General features: G+C 72.1%; 19 protein-coding genes. 16 read left to right on the top strand and 3 right to left on the bottom strand.

Going from position 1 to position 17,885, the window contains the following annotated elements; all coding sequences use genetic code 11:
* The first annotated feature begins 36 nt into the window (after positions 1 to 36).
* Entirely contained in the window at positions 37 to 1,656 is a 1,620-nt protein-coding gene (locus ACIA47_RS06085; RefSeq protein ID WP_396705896.1) for a DUF885 domain-containing protein, read from the top strand.
* A gap of 25 nt (positions 1,657 to 1,681) precedes the next feature.
* On the opposite strand, the gene nudC is transcribed toward ACIA47_RS06085, so the two are convergent.
* Complete coding sequence (gene nudC, locus ACIA47_RS06080; protein WP_396705894.1) at positions 1,682 to 2,521, bottom strand: NAD(+) diphosphatase; 840 nt, start codon at positions 2,519 to 2,521, stop codon at positions 1,682 to 1,684.
* Positions 2,518 to 3,213 (bottom strand): hypothetical protein, encoded by a 696-nt coding sequence (locus ACIA47_RS06075; RefSeq protein WP_396705892.1) that lies wholly within the window; start codon positions 3,211 to 3,213, stop codon positions 2,518 to 2,520. The genes nudC and ACIA47_RS06075 overlap by 4 nt, the downstream gene beginning before the upstream one ends.
* Before the next feature lie 213 nt (positions 3,214 to 3,426).
* Between ACIA47_RS06075 and eno the strand changes: the two genes are divergently transcribed.
* The 4 genes from eno to ACIA47_RS06055 are packed head-to-tail and all read left to right on the top strand — an operon-like array spanning position 3,427 to position 6,506.
* Positions 3,427 to 4,710: a phosphopyruvate hydratase gene (gene eno, locus ACIA47_RS06070; RefSeq protein ID WP_091394269.1), complete on the top strand. Its 1,284-nt coding sequence runs from the start codon at positions 3,427 to 3,429 to the stop codon at positions 4,708 to 4,710.
* Positions 4,711 to 4,742: 32 nt separating this feature from the next.
* Positions 4,743 to 5,381 (top strand): septum formation initiator family protein, encoded by a 639-nt coding sequence (locus ACIA47_RS06065; protein WP_396705890.1) that lies wholly within the window; start codon positions 4,743 to 4,745, stop codon positions 5,379 to 5,381.
* A gap of 34 nt (positions 5,382 to 5,415) precedes the next feature.
* Complete coding sequence (locus ACIA47_RS06060) at positions 5,416 to 5,973, top strand: DUF501 domain-containing protein (RefSeq protein ID WP_396705888.1); 558 nt, start codon at positions 5,416 to 5,418, stop codon at positions 5,971 to 5,973.
* Positions 5,970 to 6,506 carry an amino-acid N-acetyltransferase gene (locus ACIA47_RS06055; protein WP_355574585.1) on the top strand — a complete coding sequence of 179 codons (537 nt, stop codon included), beginning with the start codon at positions 5,970 to 5,972 and terminating at the stop codon, positions 6,504 to 6,506. The genes ACIA47_RS06060 and ACIA47_RS06055 overlap by 4 nt, the downstream gene beginning before the upstream one ends.
* Position 6,507: 1 nt before the next feature.
* On the opposite strand, the gene ACIA47_RS06050 is transcribed toward ACIA47_RS06055, so the two are convergent.
* The gene (locus tag ACIA47_RS06050) at positions 6,508 to 7,398 is read right to left on the bottom strand and encodes an alpha/beta hydrolase family esterase (RefSeq protein WP_396705886.1); all 891 of its coding nucleotides are present in this window, start codon (positions 7,396 to 7,398) and stop codon (positions 6,508 to 6,510) included.
* 97 nt (positions 7,399 to 7,495) lie between these two features.
* On the opposite strand from ACIA47_RS06050, the gene ACIA47_RS06045 reads away from it, so the two are divergent.
* The 11 genes from ACIA47_RS06045 (at position 7,496) to ACIA47_RS05995 (ending at position 17,851) form a co-directional block, all read left to right on the top strand.
* Positions 7,496 to 8,536 (top strand): ArsR/SmtB family transcription factor, encoded by a 1,041-nt coding sequence (locus ACIA47_RS06045; RefSeq protein ID WP_396705884.1) that lies wholly within the window; start codon positions 7,496 to 7,498, stop codon positions 8,534 to 8,536.
* Between the two features lie 22 nt (positions 8,537 to 8,558).
* Positions 8,559 to 9,488: an exopolyphosphatase gene (locus ACIA47_RS06040; RefSeq protein ID WP_396706382.1), complete on the top strand. Its 930-nt coding sequence runs from the start codon at positions 8,559 to 8,561 to the stop codon at positions 9,486 to 9,488.
* Positions 9,489 to 10,357: 869 nt separating this feature from the next.
* Positions 10,358 to 10,690, top strand: coding sequence for a PadR family transcriptional regulator (locus tag ACIA47_RS06035; protein WP_074316865.1), 333 nt, complete (start codon positions 10,358 to 10,360; stop codon positions 10,688 to 10,690).
* Positions 10,687 to 11,691, top strand: coding sequence for an HAAS signaling domain-containing protein (locus ACIA47_RS06030; RefSeq protein ID WP_396705882.1), 1,005 nt, complete (start codon positions 10,687 to 10,689; stop codon positions 11,689 to 11,691). The genes ACIA47_RS06035 and ACIA47_RS06030 overlap by 4 nt, the downstream gene beginning before the upstream one ends.
* 130 nt (positions 11,692 to 11,821) lie before the next feature.
* Entirely contained in the window at positions 11,822 to 12,394 is a 573-nt protein-coding gene (locus ACIA47_RS06025) for a hypothetical protein (protein WP_396705880.1), read from the top strand.
* Between the two features lie 199 nt (positions 12,395 to 12,593).
* Complete coding sequence (locus ACIA47_RS06020; protein ID WP_112621668.1) at positions 12,594 to 13,280, top strand: dienelactone hydrolase family protein; 687 nt, start codon at positions 12,594 to 12,596, stop codon at positions 13,278 to 13,280.
* Between the two features lie 19 nt (positions 13,281 to 13,299).
* Positions 13,300 to 14,013, top strand: coding sequence for a uracil-DNA glycosylase (locus ACIA47_RS06015; RefSeq protein WP_396705878.1), 714 nt, complete (start codon positions 13,300 to 13,302; stop codon positions 14,011 to 14,013).
* A gap of 22 nt (positions 14,014 to 14,035) precedes the next feature.
* Positions 14,036 to 14,821 carry a DUF4129 domain-containing protein gene (locus tag ACIA47_RS06010; protein WP_396705876.1) on the top strand — a complete coding sequence of 262 codons (786 nt, stop codon included), beginning with the start codon at positions 14,036 to 14,038 and terminating at the stop codon, positions 14,819 to 14,821.
* The gene (locus ACIA47_RS06005; protein WP_203123621.1) at positions 14,818 to 15,402 is read left to right on the top strand and encodes a hypothetical protein; all 585 of its coding nucleotides are present in this window, start codon (positions 14,818 to 14,820) and stop codon (positions 15,400 to 15,402) included. Before ACIA47_RS06010 ends, ACIA47_RS06005 begins: the two co-directional genes overlap by 4 nt.
* The gene (locus ACIA47_RS06000) at positions 15,402 to 16,409 is read left to right on the top strand and encodes an AAA family ATPase (RefSeq protein ID WP_396705874.1); all 1,008 of its coding nucleotides are present in this window, start codon (positions 15,402 to 15,404) and stop codon (positions 16,407 to 16,409) included. Before ACIA47_RS06005 ends, ACIA47_RS06000 begins: the two co-directional genes overlap by 1 nt.
* Positions 16,409 to 17,851 (top strand): DUF58 domain-containing protein, encoded by a 1,443-nt coding sequence (locus ACIA47_RS05995; protein ID WP_396705872.1) that lies wholly within the window; start codon positions 16,409 to 16,411, stop codon positions 17,849 to 17,851. Before ACIA47_RS06000 ends, ACIA47_RS05995 begins: the two co-directional genes overlap by 1 nt.
* Positions 17,852 to 17,885: the final 34 nt, after the last annotated feature.

The raw sequence follows: 17,885 nt of genomic DNA, 5'->3' as shown, positions 1-17,885 counted from the left end.
GGCGGCGGAGCGCACAGCGGTCGGTAGGGTGGGGCGGTGGAAGCGTTTGGGGTGCTGGCTGAGCGGGTCGTCGAGGCTTTACTCGAGTCGCGGCCGGGGGTTGCCACCGCGGCCGGGGACCACCGCTTCGACGACCGGCTGCCGGACCTGTCCGCCGAGGGGTTGATTGCCGATCGGGCGATGCTCTCCGACGCGGCAAACGCACTGTCCGAACTGGACCCGGACTCGCTCGACGTCGATGAGCAGGTCGACCACGCGCTGCTCACCTCATTCGTGGACCGGGAGCTGTTCGAGCTGATCGAGATCCGCTCGCACGAGTGGGATCCGCTGCGGCACAACCCCGGCCCGCTGCTGCACCCGCTGCTGGCCCGCCCGTACGCCCCCGCGGACGTGCGGCTGACCCAACTCGCCGGTCGGCTCGCCGCCGTGCCGGACGCCCTCGCCACCGCCCGCGCGACGCTGCGGGACATGCCGCGCATCCACGCGGAGACGGCGGTCGGGCAGTTCACCGGCACGGCCGCGCTGATCCGCGACGAGCTGCCGCCGTTGCTCGCCCAGGCGCCGGGCCACCTCGACCGGGTCGAGCCGGCGGCCACCGCCGCGATCGCCGCGCTGGACGAGTTCGTCGCCTGGCTGCGCACCGGCCTGGCCGCCGATGCCGGCCCCGGCCGTGACCCGCGACTGGGCCGGCGCCGCTGGGAGGCACGGCTCTGGCACACCCTCGACACCGAGTTGGGCGCCGCCGAGATCCAGCGTCGCGCCTGGGCCAACCTGGACCGGGTCACCGAGGAGATCCGCGAGGCCGCCGTCGAGCTGGTCGGCGGCCCGGCCGACGACGCGTCCGTACGTCGGGCGCTTGACCTGCTCGCCGGCGAGCACCCGGACGACGCGACGATCGTCGAGCTGGCCGGGGTGACCCTGGACGAGGCGACCGACTTCGTCCGCGCACACGACCTGGTCACCCTGGTCGACGACCGGTGCGTGATCCAGGAGATGCCGGAGTTCGCCCGGGGGGTCGCGGTCGCGTACTGCGACGCGCCCGGCCCGCTGGAGACCGCCGTCGCGCCGACCTTCTACTGCATCGCGCCCACCCCGTCGGACTGGCCGGCGCAGCGGGTCGAGTCGTTCTACCGCGAATACAACGACCACATGATCCGCAACCTCACGGTGCACGAGGCGATGCCGGGGCACTTCCTCCAGCTCGCCCACGCCCGCCGCTACGTGGGTGGCACGCGGGTCCGCGCGCTGGCCGAGTCCGGCCCGTTCATCGAGGGCTGGGCGGTCTACGCGGAGGAGCTGATGGCGGGGCTCGGCTTCGGCGGTCTGCCGGTGCGGTTGCAGCAGCTCAAGATGCAACTGCGGATGACCATCAACGCGCTGCTCGACCAGTTGGTGCACGCCGAGGACCTGCCCGAGGCCGAGGCGATGGCGTTGATGACCGGGCGCGGCTTCCAGGAGGAGGGCGAGGCGGCCGGCAAGTGGCGGCGCGCCCAACTCACCTCCACCCAGCTCTCCACCTACTTCGTCGGGTACAGCGAGGTGGCCGAGGTCGCCGCCGCCCGCCCCGACGGGGTGTCGGTCCGCGACTGGCACGACGCGATGCTCGCCCACGACTGCCCGCCCCCGCGCCACCTGCGCACCCTGCTCGGTCTCTGAGGAGAAACGCCGGGCAGCGCGGGTCTCAGCGCCGCCCGGCGGTCACCGTCGCGTCGATGAGCCAGCGCGAGATGGAGTACGCGGGCGGCAGTTGCGCCGGCAGCGCATCCAGGCCGAACCACTGAGCCCTGGTCAGCTCCCGCCCGTCGACCACCGGTTCGGCCTGCGGGTCGGCGGCACGGGCGGTGAAGCCGGCGAGCAGCACGCCCGGGCCGGAGATCGCCCACGGTTGGCTGCCGAAGTAGGCCAGCCGGTCGACGGGGAGCCCGACCTCCTCACCGACCTCCCGGTGTACCGCCGCCTCAAGTGTCTCGCCAGCCTCGACGAAGCCGGCCACCAGCGCCCACAGCCCGGTCGGACCGGTGGCGTGCCGGACCAGCAGCAGCTCGTCAACGTGCCCGGGCGGGCCGGGCCGGGTGATCGCCACCAGTACAGCGGCGGAGAGCTGCATCGGCACGTACAGGCCGCAGTCGGGGCACCGTCGCGCGGTCTCGCCGGGTCGGTCGGTCAGCTCCGCTCGGCAGGCGCCGCACCACCGGTGGGTACGCCGCCAGGTCAACACCGCCAGCGCCCGGCCGGCGAGCGTGGCATGCGGCTCCGGCACCTCGGCGGCGAGTGACGCCCAGCCGCGCGCCCGGCCGGGAAGGTCGTCGGCGGTGGTCAGGTCGGTGCCCCAGGCGGGCACTCCGTCGAGCGTGCCCAGCGGCACCCAGTCGGTGTCGGCGGGCAGGTCGGCGACGCGGAGGAGTTGGCCGTCAACGCCGGTCAGCAGCTTCGCGCCGGTCACCGGCAGGGCCAGGTCGCCGGGGCCGGGAGGCCGGCTCCGATCGGCCCCGGGCAGGAACCCGCCGGGCGGGTCGGTCACGAGCCGCCGGGGCGGCGGTCGACGACGTCGGCGCCGGCGGGCGGTACGAACGCGCCCTCGTCGACGGTCGCGGAGTAGTTGCTCAGGGCCAGCTCCATCGGCTTGCCGTCGACCGGCCCGGTGAAGCTGCCGAGCACGCCCTCGGTGGTCACGCAGGCGGTGAAGTCGCCGGACGACGAGCTCTGCACCGCGACGCAGGCGGCGTGGTGCCCGGCGACTGTGGTGTCACTCTGCTTGATGACCGCCTGTGGGTCGAGCGCGGCGGCGGTGAGCAGCCCGACCACCACCGGCGGCGTGACGAGGCCCTGCTGGTTGGCCTCGCCGAACAGCGTGACGGTGGGCTTGCTGCCCGGGGTGGGCGGGGTGATCAGCGTGCACTGCGGGCGGGCGCCGGTCGTCGTGCACCGGGTGATGGCCTCCGGGGTGACGGTGAGTTGCCCGCCCGGATAGGTGTACGTGGATCGCGCCGGGTCCTGTGCCTGCGCGATCGCGGCGCGCTGGCCGCCGGGCAACTGGTAGTCGGCCGAGTAGGTCAACTCCAGTGCCCGATCGAGCCGGGCGGCGAGGTCGTTGACGAGTTCCGAGCGGCCCATGGCGACTCCGGCGTCCTCGAATGTCTGACAGCCGGTGACCGTGAGCGACGCGATGACCGACACGGCGAGCATGCGGAGGGTGGTCGAGGCGGCGGGCATGGCGACCAGCCTGGTGGATCTGGTCCGCGCAGCGCAAACCCGTTGCCGGTTGACGCCCGGAAATCCGGGAATGTCCGTCAACGCGGGGTGACCCGGGTGAGCGGGCGACGCCGTACCCGTTCGCGCCGCCCGATACGCTGCGTTCAACACCTGCCTCAGCCGCACCGTCGCGGCCCACCCACGGACCGGATCACAACAACGAGGAGCGACTTAGTGGCAACCATCGAGGGAATCGTCGCCCGGGAGATTCTCGACTCGCGGGGCAACCCGACGGTCGAGGTCGAGGTCGGTCTGGACGACGGCACGGTAGCCCGCGCCGCCGTGCCCTCCGGCGCCTCCACCGGCGCCTTCGAGGCGATCGAGCTGCGCGACGGTGACGCCGACCGCTACCAGGGCAAGGGCGTGGAGAAGGCGGTCTCCAACGTCGAAGACAAGATCGTCGACCAGATCATCGGGTACGAGGCCAGCGAGCAGCGGCTGATCGACCAGAAGATGCTCGACATCGACGGCACGGAGAGCAAGTCGGAGCTGGGCGCGAACGCCATCCTCGGGGTCTCCCTGGCGGTGGCGAAGGCCGCTGCCGGCAGCGCCGAGCTGAGCCTCTTCCGCTACCTGGGCGGCCCGAACGCGCACCTCCTGCCCGTGCCGATGATGAACATTCTCAACGGTGGCGCGCACGCCGACTCGAACGTCGACATCCAGGAGTTCATGATCGCGCCGATCGGCGCGCCCACCTTCCGTGAGGCGCTGCGCTCGGGCGCTGAGGTCTACCACGCGCTGAAGTCGGTGCTGAAGAAGAAGGGCCTCTCCACCGGGCTCGGCGACGAGGGTGGCTTCGCGCCGAACCTGCCGACGAACGCGGCGGCCCTGGACCTGATCGCCGAGGCGGTCGAGAAGGCCGGTTACCGGCTCGGCACCGACATCGTGTTCGCGCTCGACGTGGCGGCCACGGAGTTCTTCGACAACGGCACCTACACGTTCGAGGGTGCCGCGAAGTCCGCCGAGGAGATGAGCACCTACTACACGAAGCTTGCCGACGAGTACCCGATCGTGTCGATCGAGGACCCGCTGGCCGAGGACGACTGGAGCGGCTGGCAGACGCTGACCGCCTCGATCGGCGACCGGGTGCAGATCGTCGGTGACGACCTGTTCGTGACCAACCCGCAGCGCATCGCCCGCGGCATCGCGGAGAAGGCGGCGAACGCGGTTCTCGTCAAGGTCAACCAGATCGGCTCGCTGACCGAGACCCTGGACGCGGTGGACCTGGCCCACCGGGCCGGCTTCAAGTGCATGATGAGCCACCGCTCCGGCGAGACCGAGGACACCACCATCGCCGACCTGGCGGTGGCCACCGGCTGCGGCCAGATCAAGACCGGCGCCCCGGCCCGCTCGGACCGTGTCGCCAAGTACAACCAGCTGCTCCGGATCGAGGAGGAGCTGGCCGACGCGGCGCGCTACGCCGGCGCTGGCGCGTTCCCGCGCTACCGTTCGGCCTGAGACGCACGAAGCCTCGGGGGAGGGGTGTGACGATGCAGCAGCGCCGCACACCGGGTGGTCAGCGTCCCGCCCGCCGGCCGGGTCAGTCCGGTCGGCCGGGCGGCGGGCGCGCCACGCGGGGATCGGTCCGAGAGGCCGGCGTACGCGCCGAGCCGCGCGCAGCCGGTCGCGCGCCGGGTGCTGCCCGGGGCGCCGAAGGCGTGCGCTCCGCGAATCGTCCGGCCGCCGCTCGGCGTACCGCTGCGGCTGGTTCCGTGAAGCGGCTCGCCGCACCCCACCCCCGTCGCTTCACCGGCCGGGCCACAGTGCTGTTCGCGGTCCTGATCGCGCTCGCTCTGGCCTACACCTATCCGGTCCGGGTCTACCTGGACCAGCAGGCCGACATCGAGCGGATGGAGGCGGCCCAGGCGGTGCAGGAGCAGGAGATCGCCAAGCTCGCCGCCGAGGCCGCCAACTGGAAAGACCCCGAGTACATCAAGACGCAGGCTCGGGAACGGTTCTTCATGGGCCGGCCCGGCGAGAAGATGATGGTGGTGCTGCACGACCCGGAGGGCGCCGCCCGCGACGCCGGGAAGTCTGCCGGTTCGGCCCCGCCGGCCGGGCCGGTGACCTGGTACGACACGCTCTGGTCGAGCGTGCGGGCGGCGGACAACCAGCAGCCGGGCCAGTGATCCACCGACCAGCACACCAGGAGAGATGGGCACCGTGACTGTCGTACCACCGTCGGAGCCGGCGGCGGATTCCGTTCCCCTGCCGCAGCGCGAGCCGGCCACCGAGGCCGACCTGGCCGCGGTGGCCGCGCAGCTCGGCCGGACGCCCCGGGGCACCCGGGCGGTGGCCCACCGGTGCCCGTGTGGCCTTCCCGACGTGGTGGAGACGACCCCCCGCCTCGCCGACGGCACCCCGTTCCCGACGCTGTACTACCTGACCTGCCCCCGGGCCACCGCTGCGTGCAGCCGACTGGAGTCGGCGGGGCTGATGAAGGAGATGGCGGACCGGCTGACGACGGACCCGGAGTTGGCCGCCCACTACCGTGCCGCGCACGAGGACTACCTCACCCGCCGGGAGGCGATCGGTGAGGTGTCGGAGATCGCCGGCATCTCGGCCGGTGGGATGCCGGGCCGGGTGAAGTGCCTGCACGTGCACCTGGGCCACGCGCTGGGCGCCGGCCCCGGGGTGAACCCGTTCGGCGACGAGACGTTGGGCCTGGTCGAGCCCTGGTGGTCGGCGGGGCCGTGCGTGGACGTGCCGGCGGCCGAATGAGCACGCAGGCCGGGTCCGAGGCGCCCGAGAGTCAGATTCTCGTACGGCGGGCCCGCACCGGGGACGTGCGGGGCATCCGACGACTCGTCGACACCTACACCGACGACCGGCGGCTGCTGAGCAAGGCCACGGTCACCCTCTTCGAGGACGTGCAGGAGTTCCGGGTCGCGGTCCGGGCCGAGGACGACGTGGTGGTGGGCTGCGGCGCGCTGCACGTCATGTGGGAGGACCTGGCCGAGATCCGCACGGTGGCGGTGGACCCGTCCTGCCGGGGCCGGCGCATCGGTCACCGGCTGGTCGGTGAGCTGATCGACGCGGCCCGGGAGTTGGGCGTGGCGCGGATCTTCGTGCTCACCTTCGAGACCCGGTTCTTCGGCTCGTTCGGTTTCCGCGAGATCGACGGCGCTCCGGTGCCGCAGCCGGTCTACGAGCAGCTGCTGCGCTCGTACGACGAGGGTGTCGCGGAGTTTCTGGACCTGGAGCGGGTCAAGCCGAACACGCTGGGCAACACCCGGATGCTGCTGCGCCTGTAGGTCAGGCCTTGCGGGGGTGGGCGGCGAAGAAATCCCACATCAGGTCGGTGGCGGACAGCCCCGCGGAGGATGCGGCGAGTTGGCCGGTTGTCGCTCCCGGCCAACTGTGGCCCATGTCGGCGATCGTGTAGACGCTGACCTCGCTGCCGTCCGCGCAGCCCGCCACCGTGTGCGTCACACCCGGCACCCCGTTCGCCTTCGGGCTCGGCCGGCAGCCGAGCCGCTGCTGCCAGGTCCGCATGCCGGCCTGGAAGATCGAGGCGTAGCGGTCCTGGCCGCCGATGAAGGTGATCACGGAGACCGGGCTCTTCGGCACGTAACTGTCGGCGGTGGTCAAATTTCCGCTGTAACCACCGCTGACCACCCCGATCGCGGCGAACCTGCCCGTGCTCTCCACCGCCGTCCGGAAGCTCATGTCGCCGCCGTTCGAGATGCCGGTGAGGAACACCCGGTTCGGGTCCGCGTGCCAGGTCTGCACCAGATGGTCGGTGAGGGCGTTGAGGAAGCCGACGTCGTCCGCGCTGCCGCAGCAGATCAGCGCGTTGAAACCGCCGCCCTGTCCGTCGGGGTAGGCGACCAGCACGTTGTCCTTGTCGGCTCTGGCGTCCAGGCCCGCCAACTCACGCATGGAGGATCCGAGGCCCGGATAGAAGTGCAGCGCGATGACCAGCGCGGAGGGTCTGCCCGGGTCGAACCCCGGGGGCGCGTGCAGCAGGTAGGTGCGGTCGAGCCCGTTGTGGTGCAGGGTGAGCTGGTGGTCACCGGCCGCCGGTCGTTCGCTCGACGCGGACGGTGCGGCTGGCGGGGCCGACGAGGGTTGCCCCCGCTCACCACAAGCTGCGGCAACGACCATGAGGCAGAGCCCCGTCAACACCGCCACTGTTCGCCGCACGCCGGCCACCCCCCGTCGACCCCGCAGTCCACACTGGAGAGGGTTCGGCCGCGGATCAACCCTTTCGGTCCTGGGCGAAGGCAGGCAGGCTGTTGCCATGCTTCGCCTCCAGCTCGGGTCGGCCGACCTGTGCCGGGTGCGGTTCGCCGATCGGCTGCATCCGGTCGGGATCGCGCTGCTGGCTGGTCAGTGGCTGCGCGATCCCACGGTCGCGGCGATGGCGCCGACCCTGGCCGAGCGTGCGGCAGCGGCCGAGGGCACGGCTGCCGCCCAGGCTGCCACCGCGGTCCTGCGGCATCTGCTGCCCGACCGGGGACGTCTGCCGGACTTCGTCACTCCCTTCGACGGCCTGGAGTCGGTGGAGGCCGGGCTGGACGCGATCCGGGCCACCCCGGCGCGGCGGGTCCGCGCCGAGGTCACCCTGGCGTACGCGGGCACGTCGGCCAGCCCGCTGCGGCGGCGGTTCGCGGCGGCCGACCCGGAGGTGCTGGACCTGTTCGGCGGGGCCGTGCGGACCTGGTTCGACGCGGTGCTCGCACCGCACTGGGCCGAGCTGATGTCCGCGTACCGTCAGCAGGTGGCGTCTGCCAGCCAACGGCTGGCGCAGCACGGCCTGGCCGCACTCTTCGCGGGTCTGCACCCGGGGATCCGGTGGCGGGATCCGGTGCTGGAGGTACGCACGTGGTGGGACGGCGATCTCCCCGGCACCGGCCACGGGATCATCCTGCTGCCGTCCCCGTTGGCCGGGCCGCGGCCCCGGGTGCTTGTCGAGCAGGGCTACCCGATCCTGCTCGTCTACCCGGTGGTCATGCCCGCGCGCGGGGCTCCCGCCGACGACGATGCCCTCGGTCGGCTGCTCGGCGTCACCCGGGCGCAGGTGCTGCGCCGCCTGGCGACCGACGGCGGGTTGACCACCACAGTGTTGTCCCGGGCGGTCGGGATCAGTCTCTCCTCGGCCTCGGAGCACGCCCGCGCGCTGCGGACCGCCGGTCTGGTGACCAGCGAGCGGGAGGGCGGGGCCGTCCGACATCACCTGACCGCGCTCGGGATGGGGCTGTTGCGGGGCCCGTCCGGCGACCTGGGCGAGTCGTGGCCCACGGCCAACCAAGCCGTCGGGTGGCCGCCAGTCCTGCCGTAAGGTTGCTGCCGTGACGACGCGTGTGGCGGCCATCGACTGCGGGACCAACTCGATCCGACTGCTGGTCGCCGACCTGCCCGACGCCGCGGCCGGGCCGCAGGCGCCGCTGGTCGACCTGACCCGGCGGATGGAGATCGTCCGGTTGGGGCAGGGCGTGGACCGCACCGGCCGACTGGCGCCGGAGGCGATCGAGCGGACCAGGGTGGCGTTGGCGTCGTACGCGGCCGACATCGAGAAGCTGGGCGCGCAGCGGGTGCGGATGTGTGCCACCTCGGCCTCCCGCGATGCCGCCAACGCCGCCGACTTCACCGAGATGGTGCGGGCCACCCTCGGTGTCGCGCCCGAGGTGGTCAGCGGCGACGAGGAGGCCCGCCTGTCGTTCACCGGCGCGGTGCGCGGGCTGCCTGCCGACGCGAAGGAGCCGTTCCTGGTCGTCGACATCGGTGGTGGTTCCACCGAGTTCGTGGTCGGTGACCGGGCCGCCGGGGTGCGGTCGGCGATCTCGGTGGACATCGGCTGCGTCCGGATGACCGAGCGGCACCTGCCCGGTGACCCGCCGACGCCCGAGCAGGTCGAGGCGGCGCAGGCCGACATCGCTGCTGTGGTGGACCGGGCGCTCGCCGTGGTGCCCGGTCGCGAGGCGGCCACCCTGGTCGGCCTCGCCGGGTCGGTCACCACAGTGGTCGCCCTGGCGCGGGGGCTGCGGGAGTACGACCCGGAGCGCATCCACCACGCCCGGGTGTCGTACGAGGAGGTCGCCCGGGTGACCGCGGAGCTGCTGGGTCAGACCCGTGCGCAGCGGTTGGCGAACCCGGTGATGCACCCGGGCCGCGCGGACGTGATCGGCGCTGGCGCGCTGGTGCTTCGCGTGATCATGGAGCGGGCCGGGATGCCGTCGGTGGTCGCCTCGGAGCACGACATCCTCGACGGCATCGCCTGGAGCGTCCGGTAGCCACCGCCCGCTAACCCGTCCCGTCCCGGCTGGGCTCCGCCTCAGTCCGTCGTCAGGTCAGGCCGGTGCTGCCGGATCCATTTCTCGACGTCGGTGCGCCGCCAAATCTGGCCCATCCGCAACACCTGATGTGGGGCCGGGAAATCGCGCCGGGACGCAACTACGGACGCCCGGGCGCGTGACACCCCACCGAGCATGTCTCGTATCTCAGCGATCCCAACAAACTCGCCCATGCGTTGACGGTAGGTATCGGCGATTGCTCGACGATCGATAACAGCGATCGGGGTTTCGAGGCCACCGCAGATCTGATCAAGCTCAATCCGAATCCCGCCCCGTCCCCGGTCGACCTGTTCACCAGGTTCGTGGGCTGGACCGCGCGGGGGGGCTGCCCACCATCCCTGATGTTGTGCGTTGATCTTTCTCGTTGATCTCGCCGTCCGCCTTGATCGCGCTCGATCATGGAAGCCAACACCGTTGCGTTTGGCGATCGGTTGCTGGGTCAAGGGGCACGGTGCACCTCCGACATCCAGGTTCGGCGCTCCAGAGACGCCCCACCCGCGCCGATCTTGCAGTTTCGGCTGTCGATATGGGTGGGATGCGTCTTGTGCCGGGACAGTAAGTGCAAGATCGTGAGGCAGGGGCAGTTCGGCTTTGTCGATCATGAATTTGTGGTGCCTGGTTTGGTGCTGTGCGGGCGCTTTGTCACCCCACCACAACTCCATGATCGACGAGGCGGTGCTGGGTTGGCTGAGGCCACTACATGGTTGATCGAGCGCGATCAAGTGGCGTCCGCTCCGTGCCCGCGCTCCGCCCGGCATGTTGGGCGTGATCGTTGACGCTACTTCGCATTACGTACTAGTGTGCAATGCGTGGACACCACACAGTTGTTGAAGGGCGTGCTTGATCTGGCCGTCCTGGCCGTGCTCCGAGAGGAGGACGGTTACGGTTACGACATCCTGCGCCGGCTGCGCGAGGCCGGCCTGGAAGAGGTCGGTGACGCCTCGGTCTACGGGACGCTGCGCCGCCTCTTCGCCGCCGGCCTGCTCACCACGTACGTCGTGCCGAGCGAATCAGGGCCGCACCGCAAGTACTACTCACTCAACGCCGCGGGGCGTGACCAGCTGACCCGCTCCGGCAAGCTCTGGCGCTCGTTCGCCACCACCATGGACAGTCTGCTCGACGATCGGGGGATGGCGGCATGACCGTCGCGGAGCAGGAGATCACCGACTATGTGGCGCGGGTCCGGGCCGCTCTGGCCGACCTGCCGCACGGGCAACGCGACGAGTTGACCGAGGATCTCGCCGACCACCTCACCGAGGTCGCCGCCGAGGCCGAGGGCACCCTGGTCGAGCGGTTGGGCGAGCCCGAGACGTACGCCGCCGAGCTGCGCGCCGCAGCCGGCGCCGCGCCGGGCAGCGGGCGCAACCTCGACCAGCGGGTGGCGAGCGCGATGGCCCGGGTCCGCGGCCGGCTGCGCACCATGGACACCCGCCTCGGCCCACCCCTGGGGTACGCGACGGCCAGCGACTTCCTCCAGCTGCTGCGCCCCGGCTGGTGGGTGCTCCGGGGTTACCTGGCGGCGATGCTGGTCACGGTGATCAGCACCGGCGGCAGCTTCGGGCTGCTGCCGAGGTTCGGTGGCGAGTTGCTCGCCGGCCTGATCATGCTGATTGGCTTCGTGCTCGCCTCCATCTGGATCGGCCGCCGCTCCGGGCGGTTGACCCGCTGGCCGCGTTCGGCGGTGCAGGTCGCCAGCGTGGTGCTGGTGGTCTTCGCGTTCGCCGCGTTGATTCAGGCGGAGGACCGGATGCGTTACGGCGACTACGGCATCGATCCGACGTCGATCAACGGCCCATATGACCAGGTCCAGGACGTCTTCGTCTACGACAGCGAGGGCCGGCTGGTGGAGAATGCAAGGCTCTTCGACCAGAACGGCAATCCGATCCGGCTCGGCTACCCGGACTGCGAAGGTCGCGTCGACGAGTACGGCAATCCGCTGCTGCGGCCGTACCCGTACTGCGTGGGCCGGGCGCCCTTCGGGCCGCGAGGCCCGGGCGCGTCCCCGCCGTCGGCGCCGGCCGCGATCAGCACACCGACGCCGGAGCCGACCGCCACACCGACGCCGAGTGGAACGCCCGGCGAGCCCTCGGTGCCCCCGACCGTGACGCCGAGTGAAACGCCAGCCCCCACCCCGACGCGCTGAACCACGGTGTGAACTGGATCATGCTGATGAAGCTGGGAAATAGCTGAACGGACGAGGCGAGCGGGACGGCACCGGAAATCAATGATCGTTACGGTGTCGTCTGCTCATCAACCCCTCGGAAGGAACCCCCGTGCCAGAGCAGGTCGCACCGCCCCCCGCGCCCGACGCCGCAACCCCTGAGCCGGCCGTCGAGACGCCGCAAGCGGCCGCGCCGCAGCCTGCCGCGCCGCAGCCGCCGGCCGAGTCGCAGCCGGCCGTCGAGTCGCAGCCGGCCGTGGAGACGCCGCAGCCGGCGGCCGAGCCGAAGGCGCAGAAGTCCGGTGCCAAGAAGGCCCTCGGCATCGTCGGTGCGATCCTCGCCGTAGTCGTCATCGCCGGCCTGAAGTTCGGTGTCGCCTCGGCGATCGGCAACTACTTCAACAAGGACGAGACCGCAGCCGCCAAGGCCGGCGACTGCATCGCCGAGCTGCCCGAGGTCACCGGCACCGAGCAGGAGGAGGTCGACGGCGCCAAGGTCGTCGAGTGCACCTCCACTGACGCGGCGTACAGCGTGGTCGGTCGGGTGGACGGCCAGAGCGAGGCGCAGGCCAAGGCCGACACCACCTGCACCCAGTTCTTCAAGGAGGGCCAGGAGGGGTACGTCTTCTCCAGCATCGAGCCGGGCAAGACGGGCTACGTGCTCTGCCTGACGAAGAAGGTCTGACCACAGCGGTAGCTCGGCATCGGCGGCGGCGGGAGCAGACCCCGCCGCCGTCGGCGTACCCGGCGTCACCGGGGGGCGAACAGGAGGTGAATGCCACTGTTCCGGCGTCTTCCCGACGACCGCGTGGCGTGGCAGGCTACCGGCACGTAGGACCACTGGGCGACCAGCCAACGATGACTGACCGCTAGGAGGACGGCCCATGGGCGAAATGGTGAGCTACCGCAGCAACGGGGGCACGAGCGAGGGGTATCTCGCGATACCCGCCAGCGGCACGGCCAGCCCCGCCGTCATCGTCATTCAGGAATGGTGGGGTCTGGTCCCGCACATCCGGTCGGTGGCGGACCGGTTCGCCGAGGCCGGCTTCGTCGCCCTCGCCCCGGACTTCTACCACGGTGAGACGACCAGCGAGCCGGACGAGGCGCAGCGGCTCCTGCTGGCGATGCGGATGGACGAGGCGGCGAAGGACATCGCCGGAGCGGCCGACTATCTCGCCGGGCGGCCCGAGGTCACCGGTAAGGTCGGCGCCGTGGGCTTCTGCGCCGGTGGCAGCCTGGCCCTCTGGTCGGCCACCATCTCCGAGCGGATCGTCGCGACCGCCGGCTTCTATCCCGTGCTGCCCTGGGAGTCGATGCGCCCCGACTGGGCCGACTACGCCGGCAAGGCAGCGGTCATCCACTGCTCCGAAGAGGACGGCACCTCGGCCAACGAGGGCGTACAGACCGCCCGGCGGGCCATCGAGGAGGCCGGCGGCGACTGCCACCTCTACGACTACCCGGGCACCTCGCACGCCTTCTTCAACGACGACCGGCCGGAGGCGTTCGACCAGCGCGCCGCCGCCAGCGCCTGGGCCCGCACCCTGGAACTCTTCCGGGCCAAGCTTGGCTGAGACGCGTACCCCCGCACAGGTGGTCGCCCGCGCAGCGCGGGCGACCGACCTGGCCGACCTCGACGCGGCAGTGAGCGACTGTTTCGCCTGCCCGCGGCTGGTCCAATGGCGGGAGGAGGTCGCCCGCACCCGGCGGGCCGCCTTCCGCGACCAGGAGTACTGGGGTCGGCCGGTGCCGGGCCTCGGCACCGGTGACGCCCGGATCGCCATCCTCGGGCTGGCACCCGCCGCACACGGCGGCAACCGCACCGGTCGGATCTTCACCGGCGACCGGTCGGGTGACGTGCTGTTCGCCGCGCTGCACCGGGCCGGGCTGGCCAACCAGCCGACCAGCGTCGCCGCCGACGACGGGCTCACAGTGCGCGACCTGCGGATCTTCTCGGCCGTCCGGTGTGCACCTCCGGACAACAAGCCGACGCCCCTGGAACGGGACACCTGCGCACCCTGGCTGCACCGCGAGGTCACGTTGATCCGGCCCACGCTGCGGGTCGTGGTCGCGCTGGGCGCGTTCGCCTGGGCCGCGTGGTGGCCGGTGCTCCGTGCGGTGTACGGGCAGCGCCCGCCCAGCCCGCGACCGGCGTTCGGTCATGGGGCACACTGGTCCGGCACGAACGCTCCGGACGTGCTCGGCTGCTACCACGTCAGTCAGCAGAACACCTTTACCGGGCGGTTGACACCAGGGATGTTGGACGACGTCTTCGGCCAGGCTAAACAGCTGGCCGGAGTGGACTGAGACGACGCGTGGGGTGGTGGCGATGACAGACGGAACACGCCCGCCCACACCGGCACCGTCCGCCGAGCCGGGTGTGCTGCCGCCGGTGCTCGGCCTGCTCCGCCGGTGGTGGCCGGTCGGCGCGGTCGCCGCCCTGCTCGCCGGTGCCGCGCTGGCGTCCGCTCACTCGTCGATCGGGGCCAGTCGCATCCCGCCGGCTGCTGACAACGTTCCCTGGGTCCCCGAGTACCCGACCGTTGAGCCATCGCCGTCCATTCCGATCGAGCCCCGCGACGCCGGCGAGGCCACCCAGGCGCACATCCCGCAGTGGGTCGGCACCGTGGCTGTGGTCCTGCTCGGGCTGGCCATCCTCGCCGCGCTCGGCTACCTCAGCTGGGTCCTGATCCGGGGCGCGCTGCGCCGCACCACCCGGGCACTACCTGCGCAGCGGGCCCGTCGCACCGCCGAGGGCACCGCCCGCGAGGTCGTCGCCGCCCTCGACGCCGGCCTGGTGGAGCTCGACGACCAGGACACCGACCCCCGGGTGGCGGTGATCGCCTGCTGGGTGCGCCTGGAGGAGACCGCCGCCGCGGCCGGCGTGCCGAGGCTCGCCGGAGACACCCCCACCGACCTGGTCAGCCGACTGTTGCAGGGTGACCCGGCGGCGGGCGTGCCGGCCATCGCCAGCACCGACGTGCTGGCCGAGTTCGCGCACGTCTACCGGGAGGCCCGATATGCCACCCACCCGGTCGGCGAACGCACCCGGGACCAGGCCCGCGCCGCCCTCGGCCGGCTGCGCGGAGAGCTCACCGCGGCGGTGACCTCATGAGCAGCACCAGCATCGACGATCTGCTCGCGTTCGAGGAGGAGGCCGCGCCGGCCGGTCCGCAGGCGCGCCCGTCCCGATGGCGTCCGGTGCTGCGCTCGCTCGCGTGGGCCGCCGCGCTGGTCGCGGTCCTGCTGGTCGGCCTCCGCGCTGTGGGCCTCCAGGTCTCGCTACCCGTACTGATCGCCGGGGTGCTCGCCGTGCTGGCGGTCCGCCGGGTCACCGCCCTGCTGGCGCCGCCGCCCCCGCCAACCGGCGGTGGTCGGGTCGGCACGGGCGAGGAGGACGGCAGCTACAACTGGGGTGCCCGGGACGCGCTACGCAGCGCGATCAACCGGTGGGAATGGCCCCTGGACTGGTCCTCTTCCCGACCCGAACGGTTCACCGGGACGGTCCTGCCCCGGATCGGTGAACTGGCCGACGAGCGGATGCGGCTGAAACACGGCGTCACCCGTGAGTCGGATCCCGCCCGCGCTCGCGCCCTGCTGGGTGACCGCCTGTGGACGTTCCTGGAGACCCCGCCTCGCCGCACCCCGTCGCCGCGCGAACTCGCGGTGATCGTCGCCGAACTGGAGAGCATCTGATGAACGACGTGGACCGGAGCATTGCCCCCGCCGAGGTCGGGCAGCTGGCTCGGGCGGTCCTGGACGCGGTCGGCACCGTCGTGGTCGGCAAACGGGACGCGTTGGAGCTGGTCCTCGCCGGCATCCTCGCGGGCGGGCACGTGCTCCTGGAGGACCTGCCGGGGCTTGGTAAGACACTCACCGCCCGCTCGTTCGCCCAGGCCCTCGGGTTGGACTTCCGTCGGTTGCAGTTCACCCCCGACCTGCTCCCCGCCGACGTCACCGGCTCCTTCCTGTACGACCAGCGCAACGGCGACTTCACCTTCCGGGCCGGCCCGGTCTTCACCAACCTGCTCCTCGCCGACGAGATCAACCGGACGCCGCCGAAGACCCAGTCCGCGCTGTTGGAGGCGATGCAGGAGAAGCAGGTGTCGGTCGAGGGTGTGACCTACAAGCTCGATGAGCCGTTCCACGTGCTGGCCACCGCCAACCCCATCGAGTACGAGGGCACCTACCCGCTGCCGGAGGCGCAGCTGGACCGGTTCCTGCTGCGGGTCTCGTTCGGTTACCCGCAGCACGAAGAAGAGTGGGAGGTGCTGCGCCGTCGGATGAGCCGTCGCCGGGAGGAGGCGGACATCAAGGCGGTGGTCGACGCGGCGACGCTGCGGGCCATGCAGGCCGCACTGGAGGACGTGGTGGTGGAGGACTCCATCGGCCGCTACATCGTGTCGCTCACCGCGGCCACCCGGGAACACCCGTCGGTGCTGGTCGGCGCCTCACCTCGCGGTTCGCTGGCGCTGCTGCTGCTGGCCCGGGTCCGCGCGGTGTTCGGCGGACGGGACTACGTGGTGCCGGAGGACGTCAAGTCGGTGGCGGCGCCCGCGCTGGCCCACCGGATCACCCTGCGCCCGGAGATGTGGTTGCGTCGGGTCGATCCGGCGTTCGTGGTGGGCGAGGTGCTGGAGGCGACTCCCGCCCCGGCCAGTGGCGCACTGCCCAGCTACGCCGCCGGCGGGCACCGGCACTGATGTCCGGACCGACCGTGCCGACGGCCACCGATGCGGAACCGGCTGCCGGCTGGGCGCCCACCCCGGCGCTCGGCCGTGCTGTGCTGCTCGCCGGCCTGCTGCTGGTGGCCGGGGTGCTGCTGGGCCGGGTGGACCTCATCGTGCTCGCCGCCCCGTTCGCGTTGGGCACCGCGTACGCGCTGCGTCGACGGCCCACGGCGCTGCCGCAGGTGTGGATCACCCAGGGTGACGGTGGGCCGCTGGTCGAGGGCGGTGACGTGGCGGCGGCGGTGAGCGTCGGCAACCCGGACACGGTCGACTACGACCTGGTGGTGATGCGTACCCGCGTGTCGCCGTGGCTGCGGATCGACCGGGCCGGCTTCGCCCGCGACGAGGCCGTCGAGGACGGGGAGTCGAGCGCCACCGCGGAAACCGGTGCGACGGCGCAGGGCAACGGCCGGCGTCGTTCCGTCGCGGACCGGCCGTTCGTGACGTCGGTGCCGATCGACGCCGCGGTGGACCTGGAGCTGGCCGGCAAGGCCCTGCGCTGGGGCCGGCACCCGGTCGGCCCCGCCGGTGCCCGGGTCGCCACGGCCGGGGGTCTGCTGGTCTCCCGGGCGGTGATCACCGAGCCGGTACGGGTGCGGGTGTACCCCCGTACCGAGCCGTTCGAGGCGGTCGAGGCGATGCCCCGCGCCGCCGGTCTGGTCGGGGCGCACCACTCCCGCCGACCAGGAGAGGGCGGCGAGCTTGCCGGCGTACGCGTCTTCGCCCCCGGCGACCGGCTGCGCCGGATCGACTGGCGGGTCTCGTTGCGGGCCCGGCAGCTACACGTGGCCGCCACCCTCTCCGACCGGGACGCGGAGGTGGTGGTGCTGCTCGACGTGCTCGCCGAGGCGGGCCGCTCTGGTGGGGTGGACGGCGCCGCCTCGGTGCTGGACACCACCGTCCGGGCCACCGCCGCGATCGCCGAGCACTACCTGCACCGTGGTGATCGGGTCTCGCTGCTGGAGTACGGTCCGGCCGCCCGCCGGCTGCGGCCGGCCGCCGGGCGGCGGCAGTACCTGACCGTCCTGGAGTGGCTGCTCGACGTCCGGGTCCACGTGTCCGCTCACGAACCGTACGACCAGGTCTTCGGCCCGCAGTTGCTCTCCTCGGACGCGTTGGTGGTGGTGCTCACCCCGCTGCTGGACGAACGGTCGGCGCAGATGCTCGCCCGGTTGGCCCGCGGCGGGAGGTTCGTGGTGGCGGTCGACACGTTGCCGACCGACCTGGCGTCACCGAAAGACCGGGGTTGGGCCGAGGTGGCGTACCGGCTGTGGCGCCTGGATCGGGAGATCATGATCGGGCAGCTCCGGGAGCACGGCGTTCCGGTGGTGCGCTGGGCCGGTGCCGGCAGCCTGGACCAGGTGTTGCGGGACGTGGCCCGGTTGGCGACGGCCCCACGGGTGGGTGGCCGGTGAGCGCGAGGAGTGAGCCTGCGAGCCCCGCAGTCGC

It is taken from the genome of Micromonospora sp. NPDC051227 (genome assembly GCF_044455385.1).
Lineage (GTDB): Bacteria > Actinomycetota > Actinomycetes > Mycobacteriales > Micromonosporaceae > Micromonospora.
Note: the sequence above shows the minus strand (reverse complement) of the source record. Positions and strands in the feature narration are given on the sequence as shown.